Genomic DNA, 25,962 nt, shown 5'->3' with positions numbered 1-25,962 from the left:
AGATAGCGATTGTCCTTCGGATCAGTAAAATTTGCACCGCTACTTTGTCGCAAAATCTTGAAATATAAATATATCCCTGCGATCTTGCTTTGCGTATCCGCACAAATTTTGCAGACCACTGCAAGCATATTGACGGGTCCTGACCCTGCAGTTGCAATGCATTATGCGGGTTGTCGAACCGCTGTTTCGTTCCGATATGCCAAGCAGCGTTTGACGGTGCACCATCACTTAACCGGAGGATCAGGACCGGCATGCTAAGGACCATTCGGGCGAAGTTCCTGGGTGTCGCGGCCTTTTTTGTCGTGTGGCTCGTCGTGGCCACCGGGTTCTCCGTGATCCAGTCCCTTGGCATCAATGGCGATCTTGAAGCGGTGTCGCGCTATGTCACGCCGGTCAAGGACTCGCTTTCGGATGTTCGTGCGCGCCAGCTTGAACAGATTTCACTGATTGACCGATACATGCGCGTGGTCGAACGCGACGGGCCGCAGACATCGCTTTTGAATGGTCTCGAAATCGAAATCGAAGCCAAGCAAACCCAGATCGAACAGGCGTTTCGCAAATCCTTTACCTTTGCGGCCCTTGGTCGGGCGCAGGCATCTGGTCATTTTGACGAAGGCGTACTACTTGATCTTGATGTGCGCATGCGTGAATTCGCTGATGTGTCGGCACAGTTTTCCCTTGGTGTTGAACGGCTGCTTGATCAGGTCAGCGAGGGCAATCTTCCCGATGCCGGGGCGCAGGAAAAAACCGTGCGCGGCCTGCACCGGATTATCGTGCTGAACCTGCGCAACGAAATTCGCCTGCTTGAAGATTACGCCGCCGACACGGTGGAAAACGTTTCCAAGCGTGAAGATTTCCTGATTCAGGCCGAATTCATCATGATGCTGGCTGCCGTGATTATCGGTATCTCGCTGGCCTATTACATGGCGCATGCGGTGGTGATTGCCGTGCGCAAGACGACCAATGCGCTTAACTCCGTTCAATCGGGCAAGCTTGATACCAAGCTTGAATTCAGCACCAAGGGTGATTTTGGCCGCATGGCCGATGCCTTTAACCGCATGACCCGCGAACTTCGTGTGCGGTTTCGGATGCGCGAACGGTTTGGCAAATATGTCGATCCGAAAGTCATCAATAATCTTATCAATCAGGAAACCGCGCTTGAGAATTCCGAAAAGCGCGTGATGACGGTCAGTGTCGTGAACCTGACCGGGTTTGACTGGCTGGCCGAACATACCCCGCCCGAAAAACTTGTCGATTTCCTCAATGACTATCTGACCGCGATGACTGAACCGATCGCCAATCAAAGCGGCATTATCGACAACTTTGTCGGCGACCGGGTGATTGGCTTCTGGGGCCCGCCCTTCTGCGGCGAAGGGGCGCATGCCAAGCATGCCTGTCAGGCAGCCCTTGAACAGGTCGCGCGCTTTAACGCGCTTAAGACCAAATATGCCGATCTGATCGGTGATCATGGCCTTGAAATCCGTGTTGGCATTGCGACTGGCGAGGTCGTGGTTGGTTCCATCGGCACGGATAAGTCCCGCGCCTATACCGTGGTTGGCGATTGCGTGAACTACGCCAACCGCCTTGAAAAGGCCAACCGGGTTTATGGCACGCAAATTCTCGCGTCCCACGAAACCGCCAGCATGGCATCGGGCGAGGTTGAGATGCGCGATCTGGATCATGTGGTGCTGCTGGGTACGGAAAAGGTTGTCTTCCTTTACGAAGTCCTGGCCCCCGGTGGACAGCTTTCCGATGAACGGCGCGAATGGCGCAGCAAATATGAAACCGCCATGGCACATTATCGCGATGGCAATTTCGATGCCGCCCGCCCGCTGTATGAAGAAGTCATGGAATTTGATGACAGCGACTTTGCCGCCCAGCTGATGATGAACCGGATGGAACGCCTTGAGAGGCGTGAACAGGACCGCGAATGGAACGGCACATGGGTGGTGCGTGACCCATATGAACGCCGCGATGTCGAAAGCTGATTGCAGCCGGAACCTGCCAAGGTTACCTTAACCGGGATCGGTGATGACCAAGGTGCCAAACAGGTTCGAAAACCCTTGCCCGTTCAGGCCAAAACCTGTATCACCCATCGCACTCGGGCCACATATCCCAGTCATGGCCCCACATATTGCGCACCCGTAGCTCAGCTGGATAGAGCGTCGCCCTCCGAAGGCGAAGGCCACAGGTTCGAATCCTGTCGGGTGCGCCAAATCTCCCCAAAATCATAGCCCTGTTTGTGCTGGTATTTCCGGCATGGGTGTTTAATCTTCCCGAAATCATTCGAAATTCGGGATTAGGATTATGCGCGGCTACCTTCACAATCTTTCTGGTCATAACGTGCTGTTTTGTATGGCGGCACCGGCGGAGTATGGGGATTACCTCAAGGAGCGGTTCACGCCGCTCATGATCGGGGTTGGGCCGGTGGAGGCTGCGATCAATCTGACGGCTGCGTTGACCGAATTGAAGTTGGCGGGTGATTTGCCTGATCTTGTGGTGACCTTGGGGTCGGCCGGGTCGCGCACGTTGGAGCAGGCCGAGGTTTATCAGGCGGTATCGGTATCCTATCGCGATATGGATGCATCGGTTCTGGGCTTTGAGAAGGGCTGCACGCCGTTTGTTGATCTGCCCGCCGAGATCGAGATGGCGTTGCGCATTCCAGGCATTCCCGAAGCACGTTTGTCGACCGGGGCCAATGTGGTGTCAGGCGCAGCTTACGACGTGATTGATGCAGACATGGTTGATATGGAAAGCTTTGCCATCCTGCGGGCGTGCCACAAGTTTGATGTGCCGCTGATTGGTTTGCGCGGCATTTCCGATGGCAAGGAAGAGCTTTCCAAGCTTTCGGACTGGACGGCTTATCTGCATGTCGTTGACGAAAAGCTGGCCGTTGCCGTTGATGCCCTGAAAGCAGGACTGGAAAGCGGCGAGATCAGCATTCCCAAACGCTGATCCCGCTTATTGCATTTTCGAAACAATCAAGAATTCTTTAGGTGCCTGCGCGGATTTGATCAAGGGTTTTGACCGGGGTGAGTGCCTGTGGGTCCACCTGGATTTCAAGGATCGCCGGTTTGCCGGAGGCAACAGCGCGGTCAAAGGCCGGGCCGAAATCCGCGGTTTTGGTGACGGTTTCGCCATATCCGCCAAAGGCCTTGGCGTAGGCGGCGAAATCCGGGTTGTGCAGTTCGGTGCCGGAAACACGACCGGGATAGTTGCGTTCCTGATGCATGCGGATGGTACCAAACATGCCGTTATTGACCACCAGCGTGATGATATTTGCGCCATATTGCACGGCGGTGGCAAATTCCTGCCCATGCATCAAGAAACACCCGTCACCGGCAAGACAGACCACCGGACGATCTGGATGGGCAAGCTTGGCCGAGACCGAGGCCGGGAGGCCATAGCCCATCGAGCCCGAGGTCGGTGCCAGTTCGGTGCGGTATTCCCGGTAGCGGAAGAAGCGATGCAAAAAGGCGGCATAGTTGCCCGCCCCATTGGTGACAATCGCATTATCGGGCAGCTTTTCGCGCAGTTCCGCCACCACATGGGCCATTTTGACATCACCGGGTGTTTCGACCGGGGTCGAAAAGGCGATGTAATTGGCGTGTGCTGTTTCGATCATCTCGTCGCGGGCCGATCCATCCACCGGCTCCATCATGGCAATCGCACGCAGGAAGGATCGCTGGGACGCATTGATTGCGACATCCGGGCGATAGACCCGGCCCAGTTCATCCGGCCCGCTGTAAACATGGACGAGTTTCTGTTGCGGGCAGGGGATATCAAGCAGGCTATAGCCGCTGCTGGTCATTTCCCCCATGCGCGAGCCGACCAAAATCACAAGATCACTGTCCTTGATGAATTCGGCCAGCTTCGGATTGATGCCGATGCCGACATCACCAATGAAGTGGCTATGCGTGTTGGGGATATAGTCCTGACAACGGAAGCTTGTCGCAATCGGCACATTGTTACGAAGTGCAAACGATTTAAGGTTTTCAGTCGCTTCGCGAGTCCAGCCACCCCCGCCAACGATCATGACCGGCTTTTCGGATTTCGCAAGAGCATCACGGAAGCGAGAGACATCTTCAGGCGCTGTTTTGGCCTCGACCGGGACATAGGGTTTGGCGTCGGCAACATCGGTGCTTGAAGACAGCATGTCTTCGGGCAGGGCCAGAACCACCGGGCCGGGGCGACCGGATGTCGCGATGTGATAGGCGTGGCTGATATATTCCGGGATGCGGTTGATGTCATCAATCTGTCCGACCCACTTGGCAAGCGGTTCGAACATTTTGCGGTAATCGACTTCCTGAAACGCTTCGCGATCAACCATGTCGCGCCCGATCTGCCCGACCAGCAGGATCATCGGTGTGCTGTCCTGATGGGCGACATGCACGCCGGCTGATGCGTTGGTGGCACCCGGACCACGGGTGACCATGCAAATACCGGGTTTGTTGGTCAGCTTGCCATAGGCCTCTGCCATGATGGCAGCACCACCTTCCTGTCGGCAGATGATCGGTTCCATGTCGGGATGATCGACAAGGCCATCAAGCACGGCGAGGTAACTTTCGCCCGGAACAAGAAAGACGCGTTCGGCCCCGTGCAGGGCCAGTTGATCGACCAGAATGCGTCCGCCATGGCGCGTTTCTGTTTTCCCGGACATGTTTCGTGAACTCCGTTGCGTGGGGCAAAATAGGCTTTTTGAGTTTATCGGTTTGCCATCAAGGTTCTGACCCTAATGATGGCGTGATCGCGATTTCATCATGGAAAACGGGCAAAGGTAAAGATGCCAGATCTGCAAAATGGCAGAAAATCCGACGATATATCGAGTGGTTCTAAAACCCCTGCGTTTTGATCGAAAAATCATAGTCGATTATACTGCAAATTCGCCAAATCGTAGTGACTTAGAAGTATCTTTCTGCCACGCGTACGATATCACCGGGCATGACGATGGTGGCGAGCGTTGCCGGAATGACGACGCGGGATGCGTCATGACCGCGCAGGATTTCGATATCATCTTCATCGCCGCGATAGCTCAGCCCGCCACCAATTGCGATGGCATTGAGCACATTCATGCCCGGTACATAGTCATAGGAACCCGGCTGATTGACCTCCCCCATGATGAAAAACGGGCGGAAGGCGATGATTTCGACCGCAATATCGGGATGACGCAAATAGCCATCCTGATAGGCATCATGGATTTTCTGACGGGCCTGATCGGTGGTGAGGTTGCGAACATCAACTTGCCCAATCAGTGCAAGGTTTAACCTGCCCATGGCATCGACCTTGAATTCGCCAGACAGGTCCGGTTCGCCAAACACGGTGACGCGCACTGTATCACCACTATCCATGACATAAATGGTTTGCGCCGCTGCCATCGGGACCATCACCATGGTCATCAGCATGACAAGGGCGGCATAAAGTTGTGGGAGCCGGGAAATGGATCGGTGCGCTTTTTTGGTCATTTACATCTCCAGCTTGAGGCGGAGGTGGCTTTGCAGGCGTTCATAATCCTCACCAGAGCTGTTTGAGTTTCGCTGGTCATAGGCAATGCCGCCTTCGATCTGTGCAAAGCGATTAAGGTCATAGCCTATACCAAACCCCAACTGCGTGATGGTGTCGCGCCGCGTGGTCTGTTGATAGTTTTCAGAGCTGTAGGCAGCGTTGATTGAAAGGCTTAGCCACCGGCGCAGTTCATGGGAAATGGCCGCCCCTGCTTCAAGGGCCAGAATGCCGCTGGCCCCGGTTTGGGTGGTTTCGCGCACGGTACGCGCAGCATTGAACGTGATGTTGGTCAGACGGGTGACCGACCAGTCAAAATCACCACGCAACGTATAATCGGCGATGTCGCCAAAGGCCGGGTCGGCATAGGTCTGGCTCATCCATCCTGCAGCCAGATCAGCGCGGATCAGATCGGTCAGGTCAAGGCGGATACCACCAAGGAGCTGATAGCCAGAAGAATCGCGAACACGCCCGCCATCATCGGGAATACGGTCATATTGGCGCTGGTTGAATGTGACTTCGCCATAGGCTTCGCGGCCAAGATCAAGTGGCCAGAGAACACGCAGGGTTTCGCGCAGTTCAAGACGATCACGGTCATCATTGCGGATATGCGATCCGTTGCGCGCCGTGCTGTCCTCGAACGCCAGACGGCGCAGCGAAAACTGTGATTCGTAATGCAGGCCGTTGGTCACATGGCGGCCGCCGATTTGCGCACGGACATCGCGATAGATCACAGGTTCGGTCGCACTTGTCGGAACATCGTTGCTACCCCGCGCGTCATGGCTGCGTTTGACATCAATCCCGCCCTCTATCGAAGTGGTGCCCAGTTCGACATTGCCCGCAATCTCGACAGTGGCATCCTGATAATCGTCGGCCGAAGAGTCCGAAAAAAAGCCAAGCTCGCCACCCGCAGAAAGATGCAGATGAAAAACCCGCCAGTCGCCTTGCAGGGTCAGGCGCGGGGTCAGGGTTGTGATGACATCGCTGGTCGGGTTGGCATCGCTTTGAAAGATGTTGCTGTCATATCGCGCGCCGGTACCAAGCGATGGTGTGGCCAAGAGGCGACCGATCCGAATGCCGCCGGGGTCATCGGGCTGATCCATCGCCTGCGCAGCGCCAGGCGTGATTGCCAAAACAAGTGCAACGGGCAGGAAGTATCTGTGCATCAAACCTGCCGCCGGTCGCAATGAAGGCAGGGTTCCAGCCCATGACAGGGCCGTTGCCACGGCGCGGAATGCCCCGATGTTTTGAAAGGCAAAGCAAGCGTTCGGATCAGAATGAAGCCATCAAACAGAAGGTTTTGACGCCGGATATACTGGCGGTCGCAGGTAATGCGCGCATGTAAATGATCCTCGTTACAAACCGGGCCACGCCAGCCCTGAACCTGTGCCCAGCCGGTCATACCCGGTTTGATTGCCAGCCGATCGGCGTAGCCCGCGATGCGCGCAGTAAAGTTGTGATCATCGACAAGGCTGTGCGGGCGCGGCCCGACCAGCGACATCTCGCCTTTCAGCACGTTTATGAGTTGCGGCAATTCATCAAGACCGCTGAGGCGCAACATCAATGTGAACCTTTTTGAACCACGAAGTATCGGCGGGGGAACCTTACGACAGGTCCTGTTGCGCAGGGTTCTGAACTTGAAAATGACAAAGGTCCGACCGTGCTGGCCAACGCGTTTTTGAAGAAAAAGCGGTTTGTTAAAGCCCAACCCGAACAGCAACACACCAATGGCAACCAGAACCGGCGAAAGCAGGATTAATCCAAGCCCGGCAAGGATCAGGTCACAGGCGCGTTTGGCAAATCCGTCATAGGCAGAGCGAGGCCAAATCAAGGCCCGCGGCGGTTCTGATATGTCGGTATTCCTGATCAAACCCGATGCCCACCCCAACATGCATCATCCCTGATGTTTCATAACTCAGGGTAGATGTATTGGCGGCATTTTCAAGTTTTTATGGCATGTGTCCTTGGCTGCAAGGTCAGATTTAAGGTCGAAGTTACAGCGCGTTAGCGTAAGGATGGAATGCTTGAAAGCACGGTTTTCATCAGCTGGGGCTGGCGGTTGACACCGGTTTTCGAAAAGATCGTCTTAAGGTATGTGCGCGCGGAACTATGTGAAATCCCCACAAGTTCGGCGGCCTGATCAAGGGCGAGACCTTCGGCAAGTTTCTGGGTCAGCTTGGCTTCAGAACGGGTCAGGCCAAACAGATCCATCAGATCGTCAATGGCGGGCGGGCGCTGCTTGGCCGGATCAACCAGAATGATCATGAAGCTTTGTTTGCCATCGGCTTTTTTCGGGACCCGACGGATCAGAAGCGAGAGTTTTTCACCATCACGTTCAAGCGAAAAACTTTGATGACTGCGCGGCACAGTCTTGCCCTGCGGTGACAAGAAGCCAGCTAGTCCTTCGGGGTTTGGATCAATGATCAGCTGCCCTTGTGAACCTGATCGCACCAGGGATGATCGACGCAATACATCAGCCCCCTGCGCATTCAGGTGCAGGATATTAAGGTCCGCATCAACGGCAATCACGCCCAGCTCAAACAGATCAAGGAATTCCGTTGGCAGGGTATCCTCGTTTTGGCCAAGGCGGCTTTTGATTTCAGCGTCGATGTCATCGAGCATCGTTTCGAGCATGGTCGGCTTTGGATAGAAGCGAAACACGCCCAGCTCGTTTACCGCAAGCAGTGCTGATTGCAGATCAGCATACCCGGTAAGCATCAAGATGATCAGGTCCTTGCGTGCCTTGCGCAGCTCTGCGGCAAGTTCAAGTCCGGTCATGCCGGGCATGTGAATATCAAGGATGACAGCCGCGATATCAGCATCTGCCGTAATGGCATCGCGTGCGGCAATCGGATCATTGAGAAAGACACCCTCCCAGTCCGGGCGCAGACGGGCAAAATTGCGGCGATGGGACGACAGAAGGTTTTCGTCATCATCAACAAATGCAAGTCGGACCAACTTGTTGGCCGTCATTAAAACTGCCCTCCACAAATGGGGATGTCGGAGAATGGCAGTCTGACACTAATCTTCGACGCTTCAAAGCCTGCTGTGCGTCGACGGCGCATTTTTGCATGGCTGACTGAGATGGTTTTTGCGGTAATCCGCGTTCGGAGAAGTCCTGTGCAAGATCAGGTTGAGATACAGCGCCCCGTCATTCTGATGGTCGATGATGATGAAAAGTTGCTCGCAGCGGTACGTCGTACTCTGTCGGGGTGCTTTGAATTCGTGACCTACACGGATGGGCAGGCGGCACTGGGCTGGCTTGCGCAGAACCACACGCGGACCGATCTGATCATTGCCGATCTGGTGATGCCCGCCCTTGATGGCATTACGTTCCTTAAGCAGGCAGCGCGTCTGGCGCCGAACATCCATCGGATGCTATTGTCAGGCAATGTTTCAAGCCTGTCTTTGCGCGAGGCCATCAATCAGGCGATGGTATCCCGTGTGCTGGCCAAGCCGGTTTCGGTCGCGACGCTCAAGGAGGCGATTGATCGTATTCTGAAAACCGATCTTGGCGTCAAAAGCATGCCGATCGGTCCGTCGGCCCATATGGTCAACAATGCGATTGATCGCGCTGATTTCCATACCGTTTTGCAGCCGCGTTTCCGCGCAAGTGATCTTGGTCTGTGCGGTGCAGAAATTTTGTGTCGCATGCCGTCGCTTGAAAAGGAATTCGGGATCGACGAGATCATCGAATCCTGCGAGGACAATCCGGTCATCAACCGTCTTGGCAGCCAGTTGATGGCGATCATGGTCGATCAGGCGCCACGTTATAGTGCGCTTCTGGGCGACCAGGCCAATATTGCGGTCAATTTGTCGGCCTTTTCGCTCAAGACGCCGCAATTCTTTGAACTGATCATCCGGTTTTACGAAAAGATGCGGATGCGCGGTGTGAATGTGTCCTTTGAAGTTCCCGAAAAACAACTGTTGCCCAATGATCTTGAAATGCTGGCAAGTGCAGCGCGCTTGCGCGAGCGCGGCATCGGACTTTTGATTGATGATTTCGGATCGGGCAACAACTCGCTGCATTTGCTGCGTCAGGAAGTGTTCGCCGGGATCAAGCTTGATCGCAATCTGGTGCGCGGCATCATGACCGATTTCCTTGATGATGCCTTTGTCGAATGGATTGCACAGGTCTGTTCGAAAATGGGTCTTTCGATTTCGGCCAAGGGGATTGAAAGCTCGAAAGTGGCAGAAAAACTTCAGGTTTACGGTATAACCGAACTACAGGGGTTTCATCTTGGCGCACCGGTTCCGCTCGAACAGTGGGAAGAAACTGCAATGACGTCGCTTCGGGCGTCAGGCTGATCAATATGTCGTCAAATTTCCGGTAATCCGGGATTGAAAAACGTTAGCTGGCGACCACTCTGTATATGCATGTGATGGAGCATGAGAACGATGATGAAAAGTGCACTTGAACGGATCGTTGTTGCGGTCGCATTGTTTGGTTTCTTTGCAGGTCCGGCATGGGCAGACAGCATGCTTTCGATGACCAGGGCCGATGGCAAGACGGTTCAAGTCACCCTTCAGGAACTGATGGATTTGCAGGCCACTGAAATCAGCACCTCGACCGAGTGGACCGACGGCGTACAGACATTTCGGGGTGTGGCGTTTGATCTGCTGTTTGATACCTATGGTCTGAACGCAGAAACCGTTCGTGTTTCAGCACTCAATGATTACAGCGTCATGGTACCGGCCAATGTCCTGCGTGAAGATGGTGCCATTCTGGCCTATCATCTGAATGGCGGGGAGATGTCGGTACGCGAAAAGGGACCGTTCTGGGTGATCTTTCCCTATGATGCCGATGAACAATTTCAGACTGATACTTATTGGGCTTATTCCGTCTGGCAGGTAAAGTCGGTTGATGCAGCGAATTAAGTCGTTCTTTTTCAAGACGTCAGGCAGGGCCATGTTTATCGCATTGGTCCTGTTTGTTGCGCTTTATGGCGTTTTTTCCACCGCCATCGTCCGTCAGCTTGACGATGAGCGCTTCAAGTACCGCGAAAATTTCGTTTGGGCGGTTTTCCAGGTTCAGCGTCAGTTTCTTGTTGTTCAGCGCGATATCGAGGCAGCACTCGGTCGGGTTGGTTTGACTGATGATGCGGTCGATGAGGTGTTGCTGGAATATGAGATTCTGGTCAGCCGCGTCTACTTGCTGCGCGATGGCGACGGGTTCGAGATCCTTTTTACGGTGCCGGAAGTTGCTGAAGCAATCAAACAGCTGGAAGTCCAGATCGACCAGATCGACGCTGCGATTGCGGTGATCAATGATCCCGAAGAAAAACTGACCGTGTTGTATAGCTTGCTTGAGCCGATGAACGAGGATTTGCAGCAGGCTGTGGTGCGGACCACCAACTTTGTCTCTGTATACAACGCCAACAATATTTCGGTCGTGAAGCGTGACATTCAGATTCTTTCCTATCTGTTCTTTGTTGGTGTGATTGTCATGGTCGCCCTTGGCGGGTTCATGATTCGGCAGCGTCAGAAGATTTTTGCGGCGGATATGGCCGCCCAGAAGGCGCGCCAGGAACAGGAAGTGATCGAGGAAGCCGCCGACTACGCCAAGATGCACGCCCTTGGGACGCTGGCAGGCGGTGTTGCCCATGAAATCAACACACCGGCGCAATATATCCAGAACAACCTTGAGTTCCTGTCAGACAGCTTTTCCGATCTTGTCGGGGCGATTGAGCGCAAGGATCCAAACGAACCGCCGCGGCTTAATCTTGAAAAAGACAAGGTCGACTTCATCACCGAAGAAGTACCCATGGCGATTGATGAAAGCATTCAGGGTCTTAACCGGATTGCCGAGATTGTCCGGGGCATTCGCAAGTTTGCCCATCCAACGACCGATGCGGTCGAGCTGATTTCGATTTCAGAGGAAATTGAGACTGCCGTTACCCTGACCCGAAACCAGGTCAAGCATATCGCTGATCTGGATGTTGTCATGCAAACGGATGTTACTGAAGTCAGTGGCCGCAGAAACCATCTGTCGCAGGCGCTGATTAATCTGATCGTCAATGCATCCCAGTCCATTCGTGAAAGTGGACAGCGACGCGGCCGGATTGAACTGGCGGTTCATTCGGATGATGACAATGTCTATATCCGTTTGCGTGACAACGGGTCCGGCGTGCCACAAGAAATTAAGGAACGCATTTTCGACTACTTCTTTACCACCAAGGAAAGGGGGGTCGGCACCGGTCAGGGGTTGCCGATTTGCCGCAAGCTTATTCAGGATGATTTCAACGGTGACCTGACATTATCAGCGGACTATGCCGACGGTGCAGAATTCATCATTCGGTTGCCCAAACCCGATCAGGCAACCATGGATAAAACCAATGCAGATCTTCTTGACGGGCCCAGCGACCTTAGCAGCCTGTTGCGGTAAGTAACCGAAATCGCTGATTGAAACACCCAACCGTCTTTGCCAGCCATGTTTCGGGCAAATCGTTTGTCTCCACCTGATTTCAGGATGCGCCCTGCCAGATGGCCCCGTGTTTGGCACGTTTCAGCAAGACGTGTTTCTCGGCGCAGGCCTGTTCCCAGACGGGCCATTCGGTGCCAGCGCCGCATTTGGTGATATAGCTGCCTGCCAGATCATATTTTTGTGCCCATGCTGCACCATCAATACCTGTCTTGCGGGCAAAATATTGTGCGGCATAGACAATCAGAAGGCTTTCGGAATTTGCAGTCGGGGCCGCTTCTGGTCGGTGATGAAACGCGATGTTTTCAATGATCTGATGGGAAAAGCCCCAACGGGCACACAGGCATGCTGACACAGCCGGATGGGCAAAACCCATTTCACTGATTTCAGCTGATATGATGTCGCAATTATCGACGTCTGCAAGATGGCGGCTGGCCGTGTGTTTGTCGGGCACGGCGCGGGCGGTGAAAGCATCGCCGATGTGACACAGAAGGGCAGCGGCACGGATCTGATCGACGGAGTTCGGTTCAAGGTTGCGAAGTCGGGCAATCTCGGCTGCCATCAAGCCAAGGACAAGGGGACGGTGAAGGTTAACACTGATCTGCTTGCCATCAATATTGTCAGGTTGTCCCATCTCGCACCACAGCACACACAGCGCCTTGATGGTTTCGATGCCCAAGATTTCAAGAAGTTTGATGAAGCTGTGATGGCTATCCCCGGGGATGAGTTGTTCACGCTGGGCAAGCTCATTGGCCAGCGCCGTTAATGCCGGGTGGTCCTTTGCGAAAGCAGTAAGTTCGGCCTGGCTGCTGGGACCGCTGAATTGCAGTATCGAATGCAGGCGACGAAAGGTCGTTGGCCAGATCAGATGGCCAGGAACGATGGAAAGCAGATTAACCAGATACGGGTCGCGCAGATATATGTTCATGATCAGGCCGCGCTCGGCGACCTGAATGATGTTGCTATCGCTGCAGGGTTTGGCCAGGAAATGATGGGTGGCGGCAGCGCCATTCTGAATGGCGGTTTGATCGGCAAAGCCAGACAACAGAATGCGCGATGTCTGAGGCCACCGTTCTGCGACGATCCGCAGGAACTCCGCCCCGTCCATCGACGGCATGCGCATGTCGGAGATAACGACGTCTGCTGGCTGTTGTTCCAGTCCCAACAACGCCTGTTGCGCACTTTCATAGAAGCGCATTTTCCAATTCGGACGCCGTGACAGCATGCGTCGTCGCAAGCCCCGCAGAACATAGGGGTCATCATCAACAAATATGATCGATGCGTTGTGCGACATTTCTTTTGACGTTGTCTAGGAGATCGCGGCCGAAAGACTGGCCGCATCACACGGTTTGCTCAGCACGATTGATGCGCCAACGGATTTGGCTTCTGTGTTGAGTTCAGCGTTATAGAAGCCGGTCAGCATGATTTTGCGTGTGCCTTCGGCATTCTTGATTTCGCGGCGCTTTATTTCATACAGCATTTCGATGCCCGACATGCCCGGCATCATGTAATCCATAATGACCACGTCATAGGGGGCCTGTTTGCGCCCGGCCTCAGCCAACATCTTAAGCGCAGTTTCACCATTGTCCGCGACGTCGATGTGTTTGGCACCTGCGCTACGCAAGATCCGGCGGACCGAGAAACGCAGTTCGATGCTGTCATCGACCAGCAAAAAGCGCTTCTCTGCGTTTTGCTTGCCATCGGCATTGTCGCCCTTGCAACGGCGCAGGCCATTGGCGATTTCAATATCATTCTGGCTGTTTCTGGGTGATGCGACATTCATGAGCGGTTACCGGGTTGAACTGTAGACGGGTAAATGTGGTGACGGTCGCTATCTTTGCGGTTTTCTGCTTTTGGCAATATCCCCAAATGGGGAGACACATAAGCAAAACGGGCTGCACCTGAGGCAGCCCGTTAAGAATGTTCACGAAAATGACGTGATTACTGGAATTCACGACCAGTCTTGCGATCCACCGAGAATTTTCCGCCGCCCTGAATTCCGCGGTCCTGAATGACGACTGACAGGGTAGGTAGACCCCACATCAGGGACCTTTCAAATCCGCCGTCGTTCCAGAATGAGCCAGCTGGCACATGGGTTGAGACTGCAATCGCCATGAAGACAAGGGTGGCTGCTGCCACCGGTCAGGTCAGAAGCCCAACCGTCAACATCAGGCCGCCATGTCAAACAAAAGGGCTTCGGCGTTGCTGGCATCGGCAAAGATGATTTCGTCTTCTTCTTTGATGGCCACACCGTCACCGGCATTAAGGGTTTCGCCATTCACAGTCAGATTGCCGCGTGCGACTTGTATCCACGCGATCCGGCCTTTTGCGATGTTGTGTTTTGCTGTCTCACCGTCGCTCAGATGGGCAACGTACAGATCGACGTTTTGGTGAATGGTGATCGAGTTTTCACGACCATCACGGCTCCCGATCAGGGTCAGGCCTGATCCGGTGTCATGCCGGGCGATCTCCTTTTCCTCATATCCCGGTTCCAGACCCGCAGCTTCGGGGATGATCCAGATTTGCAGGAAATGCACAGGATCGCTTTTCGAATGGTTGTATTCGGAATGGCGGATACCGGTGCCCGCCGTCATGCGCTGCAGTCGGCCAGGGCGAATTACAGATCCGTTGCCAATGCTGTCCTTGTGTTCAAGGGCACCATCAAGAACATAGGAAATGATCTCCATATCCTTGTGGCCATGGGTGTCAAAACCGGCACCGGGAATCACCCGGTCTTCATTGATCACACGCAGCGGGCCCCAGCCCATGCGGTTCGGATCGTAATAATGCCCGAACGAAAAGGTATGATTGGAATCCAGCCAGCCAAACTGGGCACGGCCACGGGTGTCTGCATCTACCTTGATAAGCATGGTCTACCTCCATGAGGGTGTCTGTTGTTGGAGGCAGAATACCCTTTTCAACAAAGGAGACAATTCGTGTAATAATCGCCATTGTGTTGCACTATATGCAACAATCAAGGCTCAATAAGGCGTAAACGGGAATAAAGGCCGTGGATAAACTGGTCAGTTTGCAGAATTTCGTGCGCGTGGTGGAAGAAGGCAGCTTCGCCGCCGCCGCACGTGCCATCGGGCAATCACGTTCCCAGGTCAATCGGGCGGTGGCCGCCCTTGAAGATGATCTTGGGGTTCAGTTGCTGAACCGCACAACGCGCAAGGTATCTGTCACGCCCAGTGGTCAGGCTTTTTATCAGCGGGCCAAAGTCATTCTGGCGGATCTTGGCGATGCCGAGGATTCCATTCGTGAACATCGTGATCGCCCCTCAGGCGATATCAGGATCAATGCCCCAATGTCCTTTGGCACGCTGCATCTGGGACCGGCACTGGTTGATTTTGCGCGGGCATATCCGGATATTCGCGTCGATTTGACCCTTGATGATCACTTTATTGACCCGGTCGCAGACGGGTTTGACATGACCGTGCGCATCAGTCGACCGACCGATACCCTTGCCCTGATTGATCATGAAATCGTGCCGATGCGCCGCGTTTTGTGTGTCTCGCCTGAATTTATCAGAACCCATGGGGAGCCGACCGACATTCGTGATCTGGCGCGTATGCCATGTCTGCATTACGGCAATCTGCCATCCGGTGCGCGCTGGAAAATGACCGGACCTGACGGGCCGGTGGCCATTCAGGTCAATGGTACCTTTTGCTGCAACAATGCCGAAATTTTGCGCGATGCCGCTCTGGCCGGTTTGGGTATTGCCGAACTGCCAACTTTTATCGCCGGGCCGGAACTGCAAACGGGCCGGCTGGTGAGCATTCTATGCGACTATGCACCCGATCCGTTGACGCTGTATCTTCTGTATCCGCCCAGTCGCCAGTTTGCCGCGCGTATTCGGTTACTTGTCGAATTCATTCAGGATCGTTTTGGCGATCAACCGCGATGGGATCTTGTCCAGTAGCCTTGCCCTGAAAATTCACTGCATTCTGGTCATCTAGCGATCCAGACGGTTGCATGGCGCGTATATCAAACTACGCTCTAATGTAAGCAATTATGGTGACTGGCATGACTGATTTCGAAATGCCGACACTGATGATGGTGTCCCATGGCAACGGCGGTAACGGCGGCGACCCGGCGGGCGACCTTGCCAAAACGATTGCGCCTGACTGGAACGGTCGGGTCAGCCATGGCTACATGCGAAGCCAGCCTGCGGTCAGTGATCAGCTTGAAATGCTCAAGGCATCTGGCGATGCCGACCGCCTGATTGTGTTTCCGCTTTTCTTTAGCGAAGGCTATCTGGTGTTCGAAGAACTGCCGTCCAAGCTGCATGAGGCGGGACTGAGCGACAGTGTCATTTTGCCGCCTGCGATCAATCTGCCCGGCTTTAGCGAAATGATTGCCGCGCGGATCCATGCCACGGCGCGCAAGCGGGACTGGGATCTTGCAGATACCTCTGTCTTCCTTGTACCGCATGGCCTGAAGACCTTGACGCAATCCTTGCCCGAAACCATGTGTCTGGCAGACCGGTTGGGCCGGATTTGTGTCGGGGCGGAAATCTGCATTGGCAATGTTGAAGGGTCACCGTCGCTTGCCGATTGGCGCGATATTGCTTCACACCGTCAGACGATGGTTATCCCGATGCTGGCCGGTGGCGGGACGCATGCCCGCGACGATCTGCCTGAACTGATCGATGCCAAACCCAACGAAATGATCGAGGTCCTGCCGCCCATCGGGCAGTGGTCCGAATTGCCCGGGCTGGTTCTGGATGAAGCCGAGCGACATGTCGCACGGTTTGGCGGGACAGCCGTGCCCCTGGGTCCGACCGGACAGGATTTGTGGGCGGAACGGGCGCAGCGTTCCGCCTGACAAGCAGGAATAGCCTTGATTAACCCAAAACCGGTTTGAAGCGGGTTTCACCCGATTTTCGCAGAAGGTAATCGCGAAACAACCGTGCCGCACTGGTCAGGTTGGCATCACCCTCATGGGCGATGAGCAACTGGCGTTTGGCCCAGTCGTCGGCAATTGGGGCGCCGGCGATATTCATATGGTCCAGATATCCCGCGACAGAGCTTTTGCGCAAAAAGCCGATGCCAAGACCGGCTGCAATCATCTGACGCAGCGATCCAAAACGCACCACGCGAATGTGCGGGTGCATGTCGAGTTTCAATTTGGCTGCGGCCTCTGAAATCAGATCGTCAATCACCCCGCCTTCAAACAGCGAAATGATGTCGTATTTCGCGGCTTCAGAGAATTTCACGGGTTTTGGATTGTCGGCATTGGGGATTAACGGGTGGCCCTTGGGGGTCACAACCCAGATCGGATCATCACAAAATACATCATGGGCCAGACTGCCAAGCGGACTGTTATCGGCCAGAATTGCCAGATCAGCGCGACCTTCACGCACGGATTCAGCACTTTCGCGTGACGTCAGTTCGCGAACATCGACCGTGATGTGTGGGAAATCGCGTTCAAAATCGGCCAAAAAGGACGGCAAGCCGGTCAGGATCGCCGAGGTAACAGTGGCAAGATAGATTTTGCCCTTTTCACCGGCGTTGAAATCGCGCAATTCATTGGAAAGATGGTTCAGGTCGCCCAACAGCTTTTCGCCGTAACGGGCAAAGATCGCGCCTTCTTCGGTCGGTTCGACCCCGCGCGGCAGGCGGCGCAAAAGTTTGACGCCCAGCATGGCTTCAAGTTCGCCAATGCGGCGTGAAACAGCCGAAGTCGCGATATGTTCGCGCCGGGCGGCTTCATTGATGCTTCCGGCGCGCACGATGGCGACAAAAAGCCGGATGGTCACAATATCAAACTTTTGCATGGAACCGTTGTCGGTGGTTCAACCCGAAGCGTCAAGCAGTTTGAGGGTGCGATGATTCAGGGACCGTCGCACCATCCTCAAACGAAGGGAATTAACCCTCAACCTGACGCCATGCCTTGTTCCAGTCCGCAGTCAGTTCTGCGTGGTTCTTGGCCTGGGATGCTTTCATGATCACGGCAACCTGAAGGGCGCGCACAAGGCTGGTGAACCAACCGATACGGACTTCACGTTCAATGCTGGTTGCGTCTTTGTAAGCAATCGTCGTCATGGCTTTAATCCTTTGCGACATCGTCTGTGTCTGGGGTGATTTGAGAAATATCAAACGCCCCTGCCTGCGACTATTCTCGTTTCACCGCTATCCCGTTCTTGGTTGGAGAACGGTATATGTAATGTATTGAAAATAATACGTTATTCCATGTTGCGCCGCGCAACACTTAGGCGGTTCCGCGAAAAACAGGATTGGATTGGCGGGCTTTGGTGCCATCTGACGCGGAGACTCAACGCTGTTTTCGGGCGATGCAGATTTCTGTTATAGCTTGGGAATTCTTGATCACAGAGGTGGCCCGTAAATGACCGGTTCGAATGATAATCTTGCCTTTGAGCAGGCTCATGGTAGCGGCTTGCAGGATCATCTTGGCTATCGGTTGGTGGAATGGGCCGAAGACCATGCGGTGATCGAACTTGATGTGCAAAACCATCACTGTAACCGTGCGGGAATTCTGCATGGCGGGGTTTTGACGACCCTGATGGATACGGCGTCGGGATATGCGATTTGTTTCTGCCCGGTGCAGGGAAATGTGCGCAAATCCCTGACCTTGTCACTGACTACCAATTTTCTGGGCATGGCAAAACAGGGCGTGGTGCGTGTGGTTGCCCGCAAGCAGGGCGGAGGGCGTAAGGTGGTATTTACCGAGGCAACTGCCTATAACGCGGCAGGTGATGTGATCGGAACATCGACAGGTACATTTAAATATCACCGTGGCAGCGAGGATCCGGCCGGTGTGCCGCGCGATGCCTGAGATGGCTTCAGTTCAGTTTTGCGGTTTCCAGTCCGGCTGCGCTGGAAAGGAAATGACGTTCTCGTCAAGCTGGTCCCAGTGGGGTTTGTCCCGCTCGAAAACAACAACTTCAATGCCCAGCCCGGACGCATCATCCATGGTGCCAAGTGTCAGGGTCATGTGGTCAGGGGTGCGCGTGTTTGTGCCATAGACCGGACTGCCGCAGGTTGCGCAAAACGCTTTGGTCACCTCCGACCCCTTGCCTGACAGGTATTTGAACTGGGACACTTTCCCCGTCACCGAAACGGCATCGGACGGGAACATTGCACCAACTGTATGACCGGTACCGCTTAGGCGACGGCATTCTTCACAATGACATTGTGCGACAACTTTCGGCTGTCCGTCCGCGATATAGCTGACGTTTCCGCAAAGGCACTTTCCGGTGTATTTCTTGTTCATGGGCCAGGCTCGCTCTGCGGTTTGGGCGGTGTTGTTACGGTTTGCGACACCCATGGTAGCGGCGCATAGATCATGACGGCATACAAAGTATTGTGATCATCGCTGGCCCAAAAAACAAAGGGGCGCGATAGCCAAACCGCGCCCCTTCAAAATGTGTCATCTCTGACCGGTTAGCCTGGCATCTGCCATTTGCCATTGACCAGACGCGGGATGTTCAGCGGGTTGGCATCCTTGATCGGGTCGGGCAGCAAGGCATCCGGGAAGGCCTGATAAGAGACCGGACGGATGAAACGTTTGATGGCAAGCGAGCCGACGGAGGTCGAACGCGAATCCGTACTTGCCGGATACGGGCCGCCGTGGACCATGGAATGGCAGACCTCAACACCGGTCGGCCAACCATTGATCAGGATACGACCCGCACATTTTTCCAGTGCCGGACGCAGGGCAGCGGCGGTATCGGCATCGCCATCGACCATGTGGATGGTCGCGGTCAACTGACCGATCAGGGTGGCGGACAGCGAAACCATTTCTTCGACCGAGTCACATTCGACAATGATACCGGCCGGGCCGAACATTTCCTCGGCCAGTTCCGGATTGGCCTTCCAGTCGGCTGCCGTGGTGCGGAAGATCGCCGGGCTGCCTTCAAACTTGCCATCAGAGTCACGGCGCTTCAGCGCGCAGGCAACCTTGCCATGTTTGGTCATGGCGTCGGTCACTTCGTGATAGGCGCTTGAGACACGGTCAGTCAGCATCGCGGTGCCGCCAATCTGGCCGAGCTCGCTTGCGGCGGTATCGACAAAGGTGTCAAGATCTGCACCCTTAAGCGCGATCAGAAGACCCGGGTTGGTGCAGAACTGGCCCACACCCATGGTGAGTGACGCCACCCAGCCCTTGGCAATGTCGGCGGCCTTTTCACCCATTGCCTTGGGCAGCAGGAAGACCGGGTTGTTCGAGCCCAGTTCGCCATAGAACGGGATCGGTTCCGGGCGTGATACGGCAATATCAAACAGCGCACGACCGCCACCGGTCGACCCGGTAAAGCCAACGGCCTTGATCAGCGGATGGGCAACCAGTGCCTGACCAACCTTGCGCGTGCCGCCATGGATCAGGCTGAATACGCCTTTGGGCATGCCGGTTTTTTCCACGGCTGCTTCAATGGCCTTGGCAACGACTTCTGACGTGCCCGGATGGGCGGCATGGCCCTTGAAGACAACCGGGCAACCGGCAGCCAGTGCCGATGCGGTGTCACCGCCCGCGGTCGAAAACGCCAGCGGGAAGTTCGAGGCACCAAACACACCAACCGGACCAAGCGCCTTGTTCATCACGCGGATGTCGGGTTTTGGCAGCGGCTGACGATCAGGCTGCGCGGTTTCGATGCGGGCTTCGAGCCATGAACCTTCTTCGATCCAGTCCGCAAAGAAGCGCAACTGACCAACAGTACGGCCGCGCTCACCGGTCAGGCGCGCTGCGGGCAGGGCCGATTCAAGATTGCCAATTTCGGTAATCTCATCGCCGCGTGCATCAATTTCATCAGCAATAGCGCGCAGGAACCCGGCACGTTTGGCCGGAAGCATGGCAGCGAATTCTTCCGCACAAGCCTGTGCCGCGGAAACGGCCTGATCAACAAGTTCCTTGGTGCCGTGCTGGAACTTCGTCGGGAGCTTGTCACCCGTCGACGGGTTGTCTGCCTGAAATACATCCGGGCCATCGAGCCATTCGCCTGCGATGTAATGCTTTCCACTTAACATGTGGGAGTCTCCTGTGGGGTTAAGTCCTGTACCTGATGTGACTGCGCAGTTCTGTCCAACCTGAAAATGCAACCGGCAAAAGCGGGCAGGAACAAGCCAGATGGCGCAGTCTGATAAACTGGGCGCAGCTTAGATTTTCAAACTGGCGATGTAAACATCATACAATATGATAATAACAGATGCCGTCGCGCAACCAGCAAGCGCGGACCATAACAAGCCAAAATCAAAATTTCGAATATTTTATACAAAATATATCAATCGATTGAATATATTGAAATTTCCATCTCGCATCTTGATTTACGTAGCTGAAGAAAGCTGATCGCAAGAGGAGTGGTGACACATCGCGATGAGACATCATCGCGGCGCAATTGTAGGTGATTGCGGTGGTTCTCCAAGATTTCCGGTCTGTTTTACAGCGGACAACCAGATATGACTTTCCGTTGGCCGGAAAGGTGAGGATTGCTCACAAATGTCAAGCTGGCCCGTTTTGCGGGCCATTTGTGTTTTGGGTGTATTTTTGCTGGGTCTGGCTGGTGTCAGCTGGCTTCGGATGTTGGCACGCGGCCAAAGATGCTGGCGAAGTCGGTCTTGCCGGGTTTGGGGCGCTGTAATTGCAGGCGGTCGCGGATGGCGTCAAGGTGGCGCGACATTTCCGCGGCGGCGACGTCGGGATCACCGCTAAGCAGCGCATTGAGCAACTGGTCATGTTCGCTGTGCGAGCAATCAACAGGCTGCGGGCTTTCATACATGGCAATAATCAGCGACGTGCGCAGGATCAGGCGTTCGAGAAATTCCTCGATCACCAGGTTGCCGCTAAGACGTGCCAGCAGCAGATGGAACTCGCCCGACAAAATGATGGCCGCGCGATGGTCGCCGCGATGATGGGCATCATGTTCGCGATCCAGATGCGCCTTGATCTGTGCGGCGCGTTCATCGGTCATGCTGGTCGCGACTTTGCGCGCCACGCCATCCTCGATCATGCGGCGTGCGGAAAAGACCTCGATGGCTTCGTCAATGGTCGGTTCGGCGACAAAGGCGCCACGGTTGGGAACGAGATTGATCAGCTTGTCATGGGCAAGCTGCAGAAAGGTCGCGCGAATGCGTGCGCGGCTGACGCCAAAGGTCTTGGCAAGATCTTCCTCAACCAACTTCATGCCGGGCTCCAGACGGCGATCAAGGATCGCGTCGAGCATCTCGTGATAGATCATTTCCTCCGGGCGCAGTTTGTCACTGCCTTTATAGCTGCCGGTTTGGTCGGCCTTGCCCATCGTGGCGATACTTTCATTACTTATGTCTGTTGGGTGGTGGTTTATTTCTACAAAATTGTTGACGATTTGCACAATAAAAAACTGGCCATCACCCAAAGACCAGCAAATATGATGATAAAATGTGCGTTGCAACATAAATGCACATTTAATGCGCATCCTGTGGCCAGAAAACGGGCAAACAACCAGTCATCAGGGAATGCAACGGTTTCGCCGTGTCAATGGGACTCGCTGAAAAACTGCCAATGAAAACAAGTGGCACGCATCTTGCCTTGGATCGCTGACATGATTGTTAACAATTTTGCATGCAGCGACGGGTGAGCGGATGACGGGTAACGGGGCCATTGAATTAATTGCTGTCACGAAATTCTATGGCAGCACACAGGCAGTTAAATCGATTGATCTGCAAATCCCGGCAGGGGCGTATTGCTGCTTGATCGGCCCGTCCGGGTGCGGCAAATCCACCACATTGCGCATGATTGCCGGTCACGAAGTGATCAGCGAAGGCGATCTTCTGATCGGGGACCGCAATGTTACCGAATTGCCGCCGGTCAAACGCGGCACGGCGATGATGTTTCAGAATTACGCGCTTTTCCCGCATATGACCTGTGCGGAGAACGTCGCCTTTGGCCTTAAGATGCAAGGTGTCTCCCCATCGGATCGTAAAGATCGGGCCAAAGAGATGCTGGCCCGGGTCCATATGGAGCAATTTGCAGATCGCAAGCCCGACCAGCTCTCTGGCGGGCAGCAACAGCGTATTGCGCTTGCCCGATCCCTGATTACCGAGCCATCCGTTCTTTTGCTTGATGAACCGCTTTCCGCCCTTGATCCGTTCCTGCGGGCGCGCATGCGTGACGAGTTGCGCCGCCTGCAGCAGGAGCTGGGCATTACCTTTGTCCACGTTACACACGCGCAGGACGAGGCATTGGCCCTTTCGGACATGGTTGTCGTGATGGAAGACGGGATCATTCGCCAGAAAGGCACCCCGCACGAAATCTTTAACCAGCCCAAGTCGCGCTTCATCGCCAACTTCATGGGCGGTCAGAACATTTTCAAAGGCACGGTTTCGGAATCCGGTCCGGCGGGCACCTTGCTTGCGCGCGGTCCGGACAGCTTCCTTCTGCCCGGCTTTGCCGATGGCAAGGCGGGCGAAGAACTTGAATTCACCATTCGTACGGACCTGATCGGTTTGGACGAAACGCCACCTGAAGACTGCAAGAACGGGCAAATCCCTGTCGAGATCACGACGGTCGAATATCTCGGCCTGTGGGTGCGCATTGTCGCCACCACAGCCGACGGCAAGGAACTAACCCTAATGAAGACCGAAAGCGAATTTCGGCAGGCACCGGTCAGGCGACTGGACAAATTCATCGCCTATTGGAAGCCGGAACATGCACATGTTCTGGCCTGAATGAAATAAATCAACAAGCTATCAGGAGTGCTTCACATGACGATCGAAAAGAAAGTTTCGAAGACATCTATTGAGACGGAAACCGGCGTTTCGCGCCGTGGTTTCGTCAAGGGTGCCGCTGCTGTTACCGGTGCTGCCATCGGTTCGGGTGCGATCACCGGCTTCCCGACCATCTGGGCCCAGAACATCAAGAACGTCACCCTGCGTCAGTTCGGTACCGGTGTTTCAAACATCAACGCCGTTGCCGACAAGGTCAAAGAAGATCTTGGTTTTACCCTTCAGATGACTGCCCTTGATTCGGATGCGGTTGCCCAGCGTGCCGTGACCCAGCCGAACTCGTTTGATATTGCCGATATCGAATACTGGATCTGTAAGAAGGTCTTCCCGGCCGGCACCATGCAGCCGATGGATACCACCAAGCTTAAAAACTATCAGTACATCTCCAAGTTGTTCATTGATGGCAAACTGACCCCGGATTCAGAAATCGCCCAAGGTACCGCGCCGCATACGGTTGGCTTCGTTGAAGGTGCCGACAGTGTCGAGTTTGCATCAGCGCCGACCCAGTGGATGACCCTGATCCCGACCATTTATAACGCAGATACCCTTGGTATTCGCCCTGACCTGATTGATCGCGAAATCACCAGCTGGGCCGATCTGCTTGATCCGGCATTCAAGGGCAAAGCATCGATCCTGAACATTCCGTCGATTGGCATCATGGATGCGGCGATGGTGTGCGAAGCCATGGGCGAAGTCACCTATGGCGATAAGGGCAACATGACCCAGGAAGAAATCGACAAGACCATCGCGGTCATGATCGATGCCAAGAAAGCCGGCCAGTTCCGCGCCTTCTGGAAGAGCTTCGATGAGTCGGTGAACCTGATGGCATCTGGCGAAGTTGTCATTCAGTCCATGTGGTCGCCGGCCGTTGCTGCTGTGCGTTCCAAAGGCATCGCCTGCAAATACCAGCCGCTTAAGGAAGGTTATCGCGCATGGGGTGGCGGCATCGGTCTTGCCAAGCACCTTTCGGGTCTCGAGCTTGAAGCAGCGTACGAATATATCGACTGGTACCTGTCGGGCTGGGTTGGTGCGTATCTTAACCGTCAGGGTTACTACAGCGCAGCACCGGAAACCGCGAAGAAGTTCATGTCCGAAGACGAGTGGGGCTTCTGGATGGAAGGCAAGGCTGCCGAAGGCGACATCCTCAGCCCGGACGGCAAGGTCATGGAAAAGGCGGGTGCTGTTCGCGATGGCGGTTCCTACGAAGAGCGTATGGGTTCGGTCGCGTGCTGGAACTCCGTCATGGACGAGAACAAGCACATGGTCCGCAAGTGGAACGAATTCATCGCAGCATAATCTGCGACGGATTTTGGGTGGGCGCGGCTTTGGCCGCGCCCGTCATCCCGGTTTGATATTGCTTTTATTTTCCGGTGCCGGGCCGGGCTTTCTTATTCGTTTTTGCCTTTGGGTTTTCGTTTTTACTTTGTGGTTTTCTGGCAGGGTTTCAAGGACAGAGCATGGCTTCTGATACGTCAAAAAGATCGTCCTATTTCCTGATCTCGCCGATGGCGCTGATCTTTGCGGTGTTTCTTGTCATCCCACTTCTGACCATTGTTGTGGTCAGTTTCTGGGACTATGACGAATACCGCATTCTGCCGGACTTTATTTTCGAGAATTACGAATATCTGCTGGGTTCCTCGGTCACGTGGAGCATCTATCTCAACACCCTGAAATACGCTGTTCTGACCTGGTTCTTTACCCTGGTGATCGGGTTTACAGTGGCCTATTTCCTGGCGTTTCACGTGCGCAGCCTGACCTGGCAGATCGTGTTCTTTATGTTGTGCACCATTCCGTTCTGGACCTCGAACATCATTCGCATGATTTCGTGGATCCCGTTCCTTGGGCGTAACGGGCTTTTGAACTCTGCCCTGATCAATCTGGGGATTGTTGATCAACCGCTTGAATTCCTGCTGTTTTCCGATTTCGCAGTCGTTCTGGCAGATGTGCATCTTTATGCACTGTTCATGGTGGTGCCGATCTTCAATTCCATGATGCGGATTGATCGCTCATTGGTTGAGGCCGCGCGCGATGCCGGGGCCAGCGGGTTTGAAACCCTTAAATCCGTCATCGTGCCGTTGTCCAAACCGGGCATAGCCATCGGGTCGATCTTTGTCATTACGGTGGTGATGGGTGATTTCATTACGGTCCGTTTGATGAGCGGCGGGCAGAGTGCTTCGGTCGGTTTGCAGATTTCCAATGAAATCGGGCTTCTGCAATATCCGGCGGCAGCGGCCAGTGCGGTGGTGCTTCTGATCACGGTTTTGCTGATCGTGACCGCACTGTTGCGTCTTGTTGATATCCGCAAGGAGCTGTGATCATGGCATT

At 54.6% G+C, this 25,962-nt stretch carries 25 protein-coding genes and 1 tRNA gene; 12 read left to right on the top strand and 14 right to left on the bottom strand.

The window, feature by feature from the left end; translation table 11 throughout:
- Positions 1-251 precede the first annotated feature (251 nt).
- From B2R48_RS00885 to B2R48_RS00875, 3 genes are all read left to right on the top strand, one after another.
- Complete coding sequence (locus tag B2R48_RS00885) at positions 252-1,988, top strand: adenylate/guanylate cyclase domain-containing protein (protein ID WP_062956983.1); 1,737 nt, start codon at positions 252-254, stop codon at positions 1,986-1,988.
- Between the two features lie 150 nt (positions 1,989-2,138).
- Positions 2,139-2,215 (top strand) — tRNA-Arg (locus B2R48_RS00880).
- Positions 2,216-2,307: 92 nt separating this feature from the next.
- Positions 2,308-2,955: a 5'-methylthioadenosine/S-adenosylhomocysteine nucleosidase gene (locus B2R48_RS00875; RefSeq protein WP_296996657.1), complete on the top strand. Its 648-nt coding sequence runs from the start codon at positions 2,308-2,310 to the stop codon at positions 2,953-2,955.
- Between the two features lie 37 nt (positions 2,956-2,992).
- Here the strand turns inward: B2R48_RS00875 and B2R48_RS00870 are convergent, their stop codons facing one another.
- The 5 genes from B2R48_RS00870 to B2R48_RS00850 all read right to left on the bottom strand — a co-directional run bounded on the left by B2R48_RS00870 (position 2,993) and on the right by B2R48_RS00850 (position 8,472).
- Positions 2,993-4,660: a thiamine pyrophosphate-binding protein gene (locus tag B2R48_RS00870; RefSeq protein ID WP_296996653.1), complete on the bottom strand. Its 1,668-nt coding sequence runs from the start codon at positions 4,658-4,660 to the stop codon at positions 2,993-2,995.
- Between the two features lie 241 nt (positions 4,661-4,901).
- On the bottom strand, positions 4,902-5,462 hold the full coding sequence (locus tag B2R48_RS00865) for a polysaccharide biosynthesis/export family protein (RefSeq protein ID WP_296996650.1): 561 nt from the start codon (positions 5,460-5,462) through the stop codon (positions 4,902-4,904).
- Positions 5,463-6,665, bottom strand: a complete 1,203-nt coding sequence (locus B2R48_RS00860) for an outer membrane beta-barrel protein (protein WP_296996647.1) — start codon at positions 6,663-6,665, stop codon at positions 5,463-5,465.
- Positions 6,665-7,330: a sugar transferase gene (locus B2R48_RS00855; protein WP_296996645.1), complete on the bottom strand. Its 666-nt coding sequence runs from the start codon at positions 7,328-7,330 to the stop codon at positions 6,665-6,667. The genes B2R48_RS00860 and B2R48_RS00855 overlap by 1 nt, the downstream gene beginning before the upstream one ends.
- Positions 7,331-7,503: 173 nt before the next feature.
- On the bottom strand, positions 7,504-8,472 hold the full coding sequence (locus B2R48_RS00850) for a DNA-binding response regulator (RefSeq protein WP_062956977.1): 969 nt from the start codon (positions 8,470-8,472) through the stop codon (positions 7,504-7,506).
- 147 nt (positions 8,473-8,619) lie between these two features.
- On the opposite strand from B2R48_RS00850, the gene B2R48_RS00845 reads away from it, so the two are divergent.
- From B2R48_RS00845 to B2R48_RS00835, 3 genes are all read left to right on the top strand, one after another.
- A complete protein-coding gene (locus B2R48_RS00845; RefSeq protein ID WP_296996641.1) occupies positions 8,620-9,807 on the top strand; it encodes an EAL domain-containing response regulator in 1,188 nt (395 codons plus the stop codon).
- 90 nt (positions 9,808-9,897) lie between these two features.
- A complete protein-coding gene (locus tag B2R48_RS00840; protein WP_296996638.1) occupies positions 9,898-10,377 on the top strand; it encodes a hypothetical protein in 480 nt (159 codons plus the stop codon).
- 31 nt (positions 10,378-10,408) lie between these two features.
- Positions 10,409-11,884 carry a sensor histidine kinase gene (locus B2R48_RS00835; RefSeq protein WP_296996635.1) on the top strand — a complete coding sequence of 492 codons (1,476 nt, stop codon included), beginning with the start codon at positions 10,409-10,411 and terminating at the stop codon, positions 11,882-11,884.
- A gap of 79 nt (positions 11,885-11,963) precedes the next feature.
- On the opposite strand, the gene B2R48_RS00830 is transcribed toward B2R48_RS00835, so the two are convergent.
- The 4 genes from B2R48_RS00830 to B2R48_RS00815 all read right to left on the bottom strand — a co-directional run bounded on the left by B2R48_RS00830 (position 11,964) and on the right by B2R48_RS00815 (position 14,790).
- Entirely contained in the window at positions 11,964-13,214 is a 1,251-nt protein-coding gene (locus B2R48_RS00830) for a response regulator (protein ID WP_296996633.1), read from the bottom strand.
- A 15-nt stretch (positions 13,215-13,229) separates the two neighbouring features.
- Complete coding sequence (locus tag B2R48_RS00825; protein WP_213474989.1) at positions 13,230-13,703, bottom strand: response regulator; 474 nt, start codon at positions 13,701-13,703, stop codon at positions 13,230-13,232.
- 158 nt (positions 13,704-13,861) lie between these two features.
- A complete protein-coding gene (locus B2R48_RS00820) occupies positions 13,862-14,059 on the bottom strand; it encodes a DoxX family protein (protein ID WP_296996629.1) in 198 nt (65 codons plus the stop codon).
- 29 nt (positions 14,060-14,088) lie between these two features.
- Complete coding sequence (locus B2R48_RS00815; protein WP_296996626.1) at positions 14,089-14,790, bottom strand: pirin family protein; 702 nt, start codon at positions 14,788-14,790, stop codon at positions 14,089-14,091.
- Positions 14,791-14,930: 140 nt separating this feature from the next.
- On the opposite strand from B2R48_RS00815, the gene B2R48_RS00810 reads away from it, so the two are divergent.
- Positions 14,931-15,842 carry a LysR family transcriptional regulator gene (locus B2R48_RS00810; RefSeq protein ID WP_296996624.1) on the top strand — a complete coding sequence of 304 codons (912 nt, stop codon included), beginning with the start codon at positions 14,931-14,933 and terminating at the stop codon, positions 15,840-15,842.
- A gap of 104 nt (positions 15,843-15,946) precedes the next feature.
- On the top strand, positions 15,947-16,747 hold the full coding sequence (locus B2R48_RS00805) for a CbiX/SirB N-terminal domain-containing protein (RefSeq protein ID WP_296996621.1): 801 nt from the start codon (positions 15,947-15,949) through the stop codon (positions 16,745-16,747).
- A 19-nt stretch (positions 16,748-16,766) separates the two neighbouring features.
- On the opposite strand, the gene B2R48_RS00800 is transcribed toward B2R48_RS00805, so the two are convergent.
- Both B2R48_RS00800 and B2R48_RS00795 read right to left on the bottom strand, forming a co-directional pair.
- Positions 16,767-17,699 (bottom strand): LysR family transcriptional regulator, encoded by a 933-nt coding sequence (locus tag B2R48_RS00800; protein ID WP_296996619.1) that lies wholly within the window; start codon positions 17,697-17,699, stop codon positions 16,767-16,769.
- A gap of 91 nt (positions 17,700-17,790) precedes the next feature.
- The gene (locus B2R48_RS00795) at positions 17,791-17,967 is read right to left on the bottom strand and encodes a hypothetical protein (protein ID WP_157088467.1); all 177 of its coding nucleotides are present in this window, start codon (positions 17,965-17,967) and stop codon (positions 17,791-17,793) included.
- Positions 17,968-18,268: 301 nt separating this feature from the next.
- On the opposite strand from B2R48_RS00795, the gene B2R48_RS00790 reads away from it, so the two are divergent.
- Positions 18,269-18,718: a PaaI family thioesterase gene (locus B2R48_RS00790; protein ID WP_296996613.1), complete on the top strand. Its 450-nt coding sequence runs from the start codon at positions 18,269-18,271 to the stop codon at positions 18,716-18,718.
- A gap of 12 nt (positions 18,719-18,730) precedes the next feature.
- Here B2R48_RS00790 and B2R48_RS00785 read toward each other — a convergent pair whose 3' ends face one another.
- The 3 genes from B2R48_RS00785 to B2R48_RS00775 all read right to left on the bottom strand — a co-directional run bounded on the left by B2R48_RS00785 (position 18,731) and on the right by B2R48_RS00775 (position 22,172).
- Positions 18,731-19,156, bottom strand: coding sequence for a GFA family protein (locus B2R48_RS00785; RefSeq protein WP_296996610.1), 426 nt, complete (start codon positions 19,154-19,156; stop codon positions 18,731-18,733).
- 170 nt (positions 19,157-19,326) lie between these two features.
- The gene (locus tag B2R48_RS00780; protein WP_296996608.1) at positions 19,327-20,904 is read right to left on the bottom strand and encodes an aldehyde dehydrogenase (NADP(+)); all 1,578 of its coding nucleotides are present in this window, start codon (positions 20,902-20,904) and stop codon (positions 19,327-19,329) included.
- A 536-nt stretch (positions 20,905-21,440) separates the two neighbouring features.
- On the bottom strand, positions 21,441-22,172 hold the full coding sequence (locus B2R48_RS00775; protein ID WP_213475004.1) for a GntR family transcriptional regulator: 732 nt from the start codon (positions 22,170-22,172) through the stop codon (positions 21,441-21,443).
- Positions 22,173-22,494: 322 nt separating this feature from the next.
- On the opposite strand from B2R48_RS00775, the gene B2R48_RS00770 reads away from it, so the two are divergent.
- From B2R48_RS00770 to B2R48_RS00760, 3 genes are all read left to right on the top strand, one after another.
- The gene (locus tag B2R48_RS00770) at positions 22,495-23,580 is read left to right on the top strand and encodes an ABC transporter ATP-binding protein (protein WP_062956962.1); all 1,086 of its coding nucleotides are present in this window, start codon (positions 22,495-22,497) and stop codon (positions 23,578-23,580) included.
- 36 nt (positions 23,581-23,616) lie between these two features.
- Positions 23,617-24,933: an ABC transporter substrate-binding protein gene (locus B2R48_RS00765; protein ID WP_062956961.1), complete on the top strand. Its 1,317-nt coding sequence runs from the start codon at positions 23,617-23,619 to the stop codon at positions 24,931-24,933.
- Between the two features lie 161 nt (positions 24,934-25,094).
- On the top strand, positions 25,095-25,952 hold the full coding sequence (locus B2R48_RS00760) for an ABC transporter permease (protein WP_062956960.1): 858 nt from the start codon (positions 25,095-25,097) through the stop codon (positions 25,950-25,952).
- Positions 25,953-25,962 lie beyond the last annotated feature (10 nt).

The sequence above is a fragment of the Thalassospira sp. UBA848 genome, assembly GCF_002295455.1.
Taxonomy (GTDB): domain Bacteria; phylum Pseudomonadota; class Alphaproteobacteria; order Rhodospirillales; family Thalassospiraceae; genus Thalassospira.
Note: the sequence above shows the minus strand (reverse complement) of the source record. Positions and strands in the feature narration are given on the sequence as shown.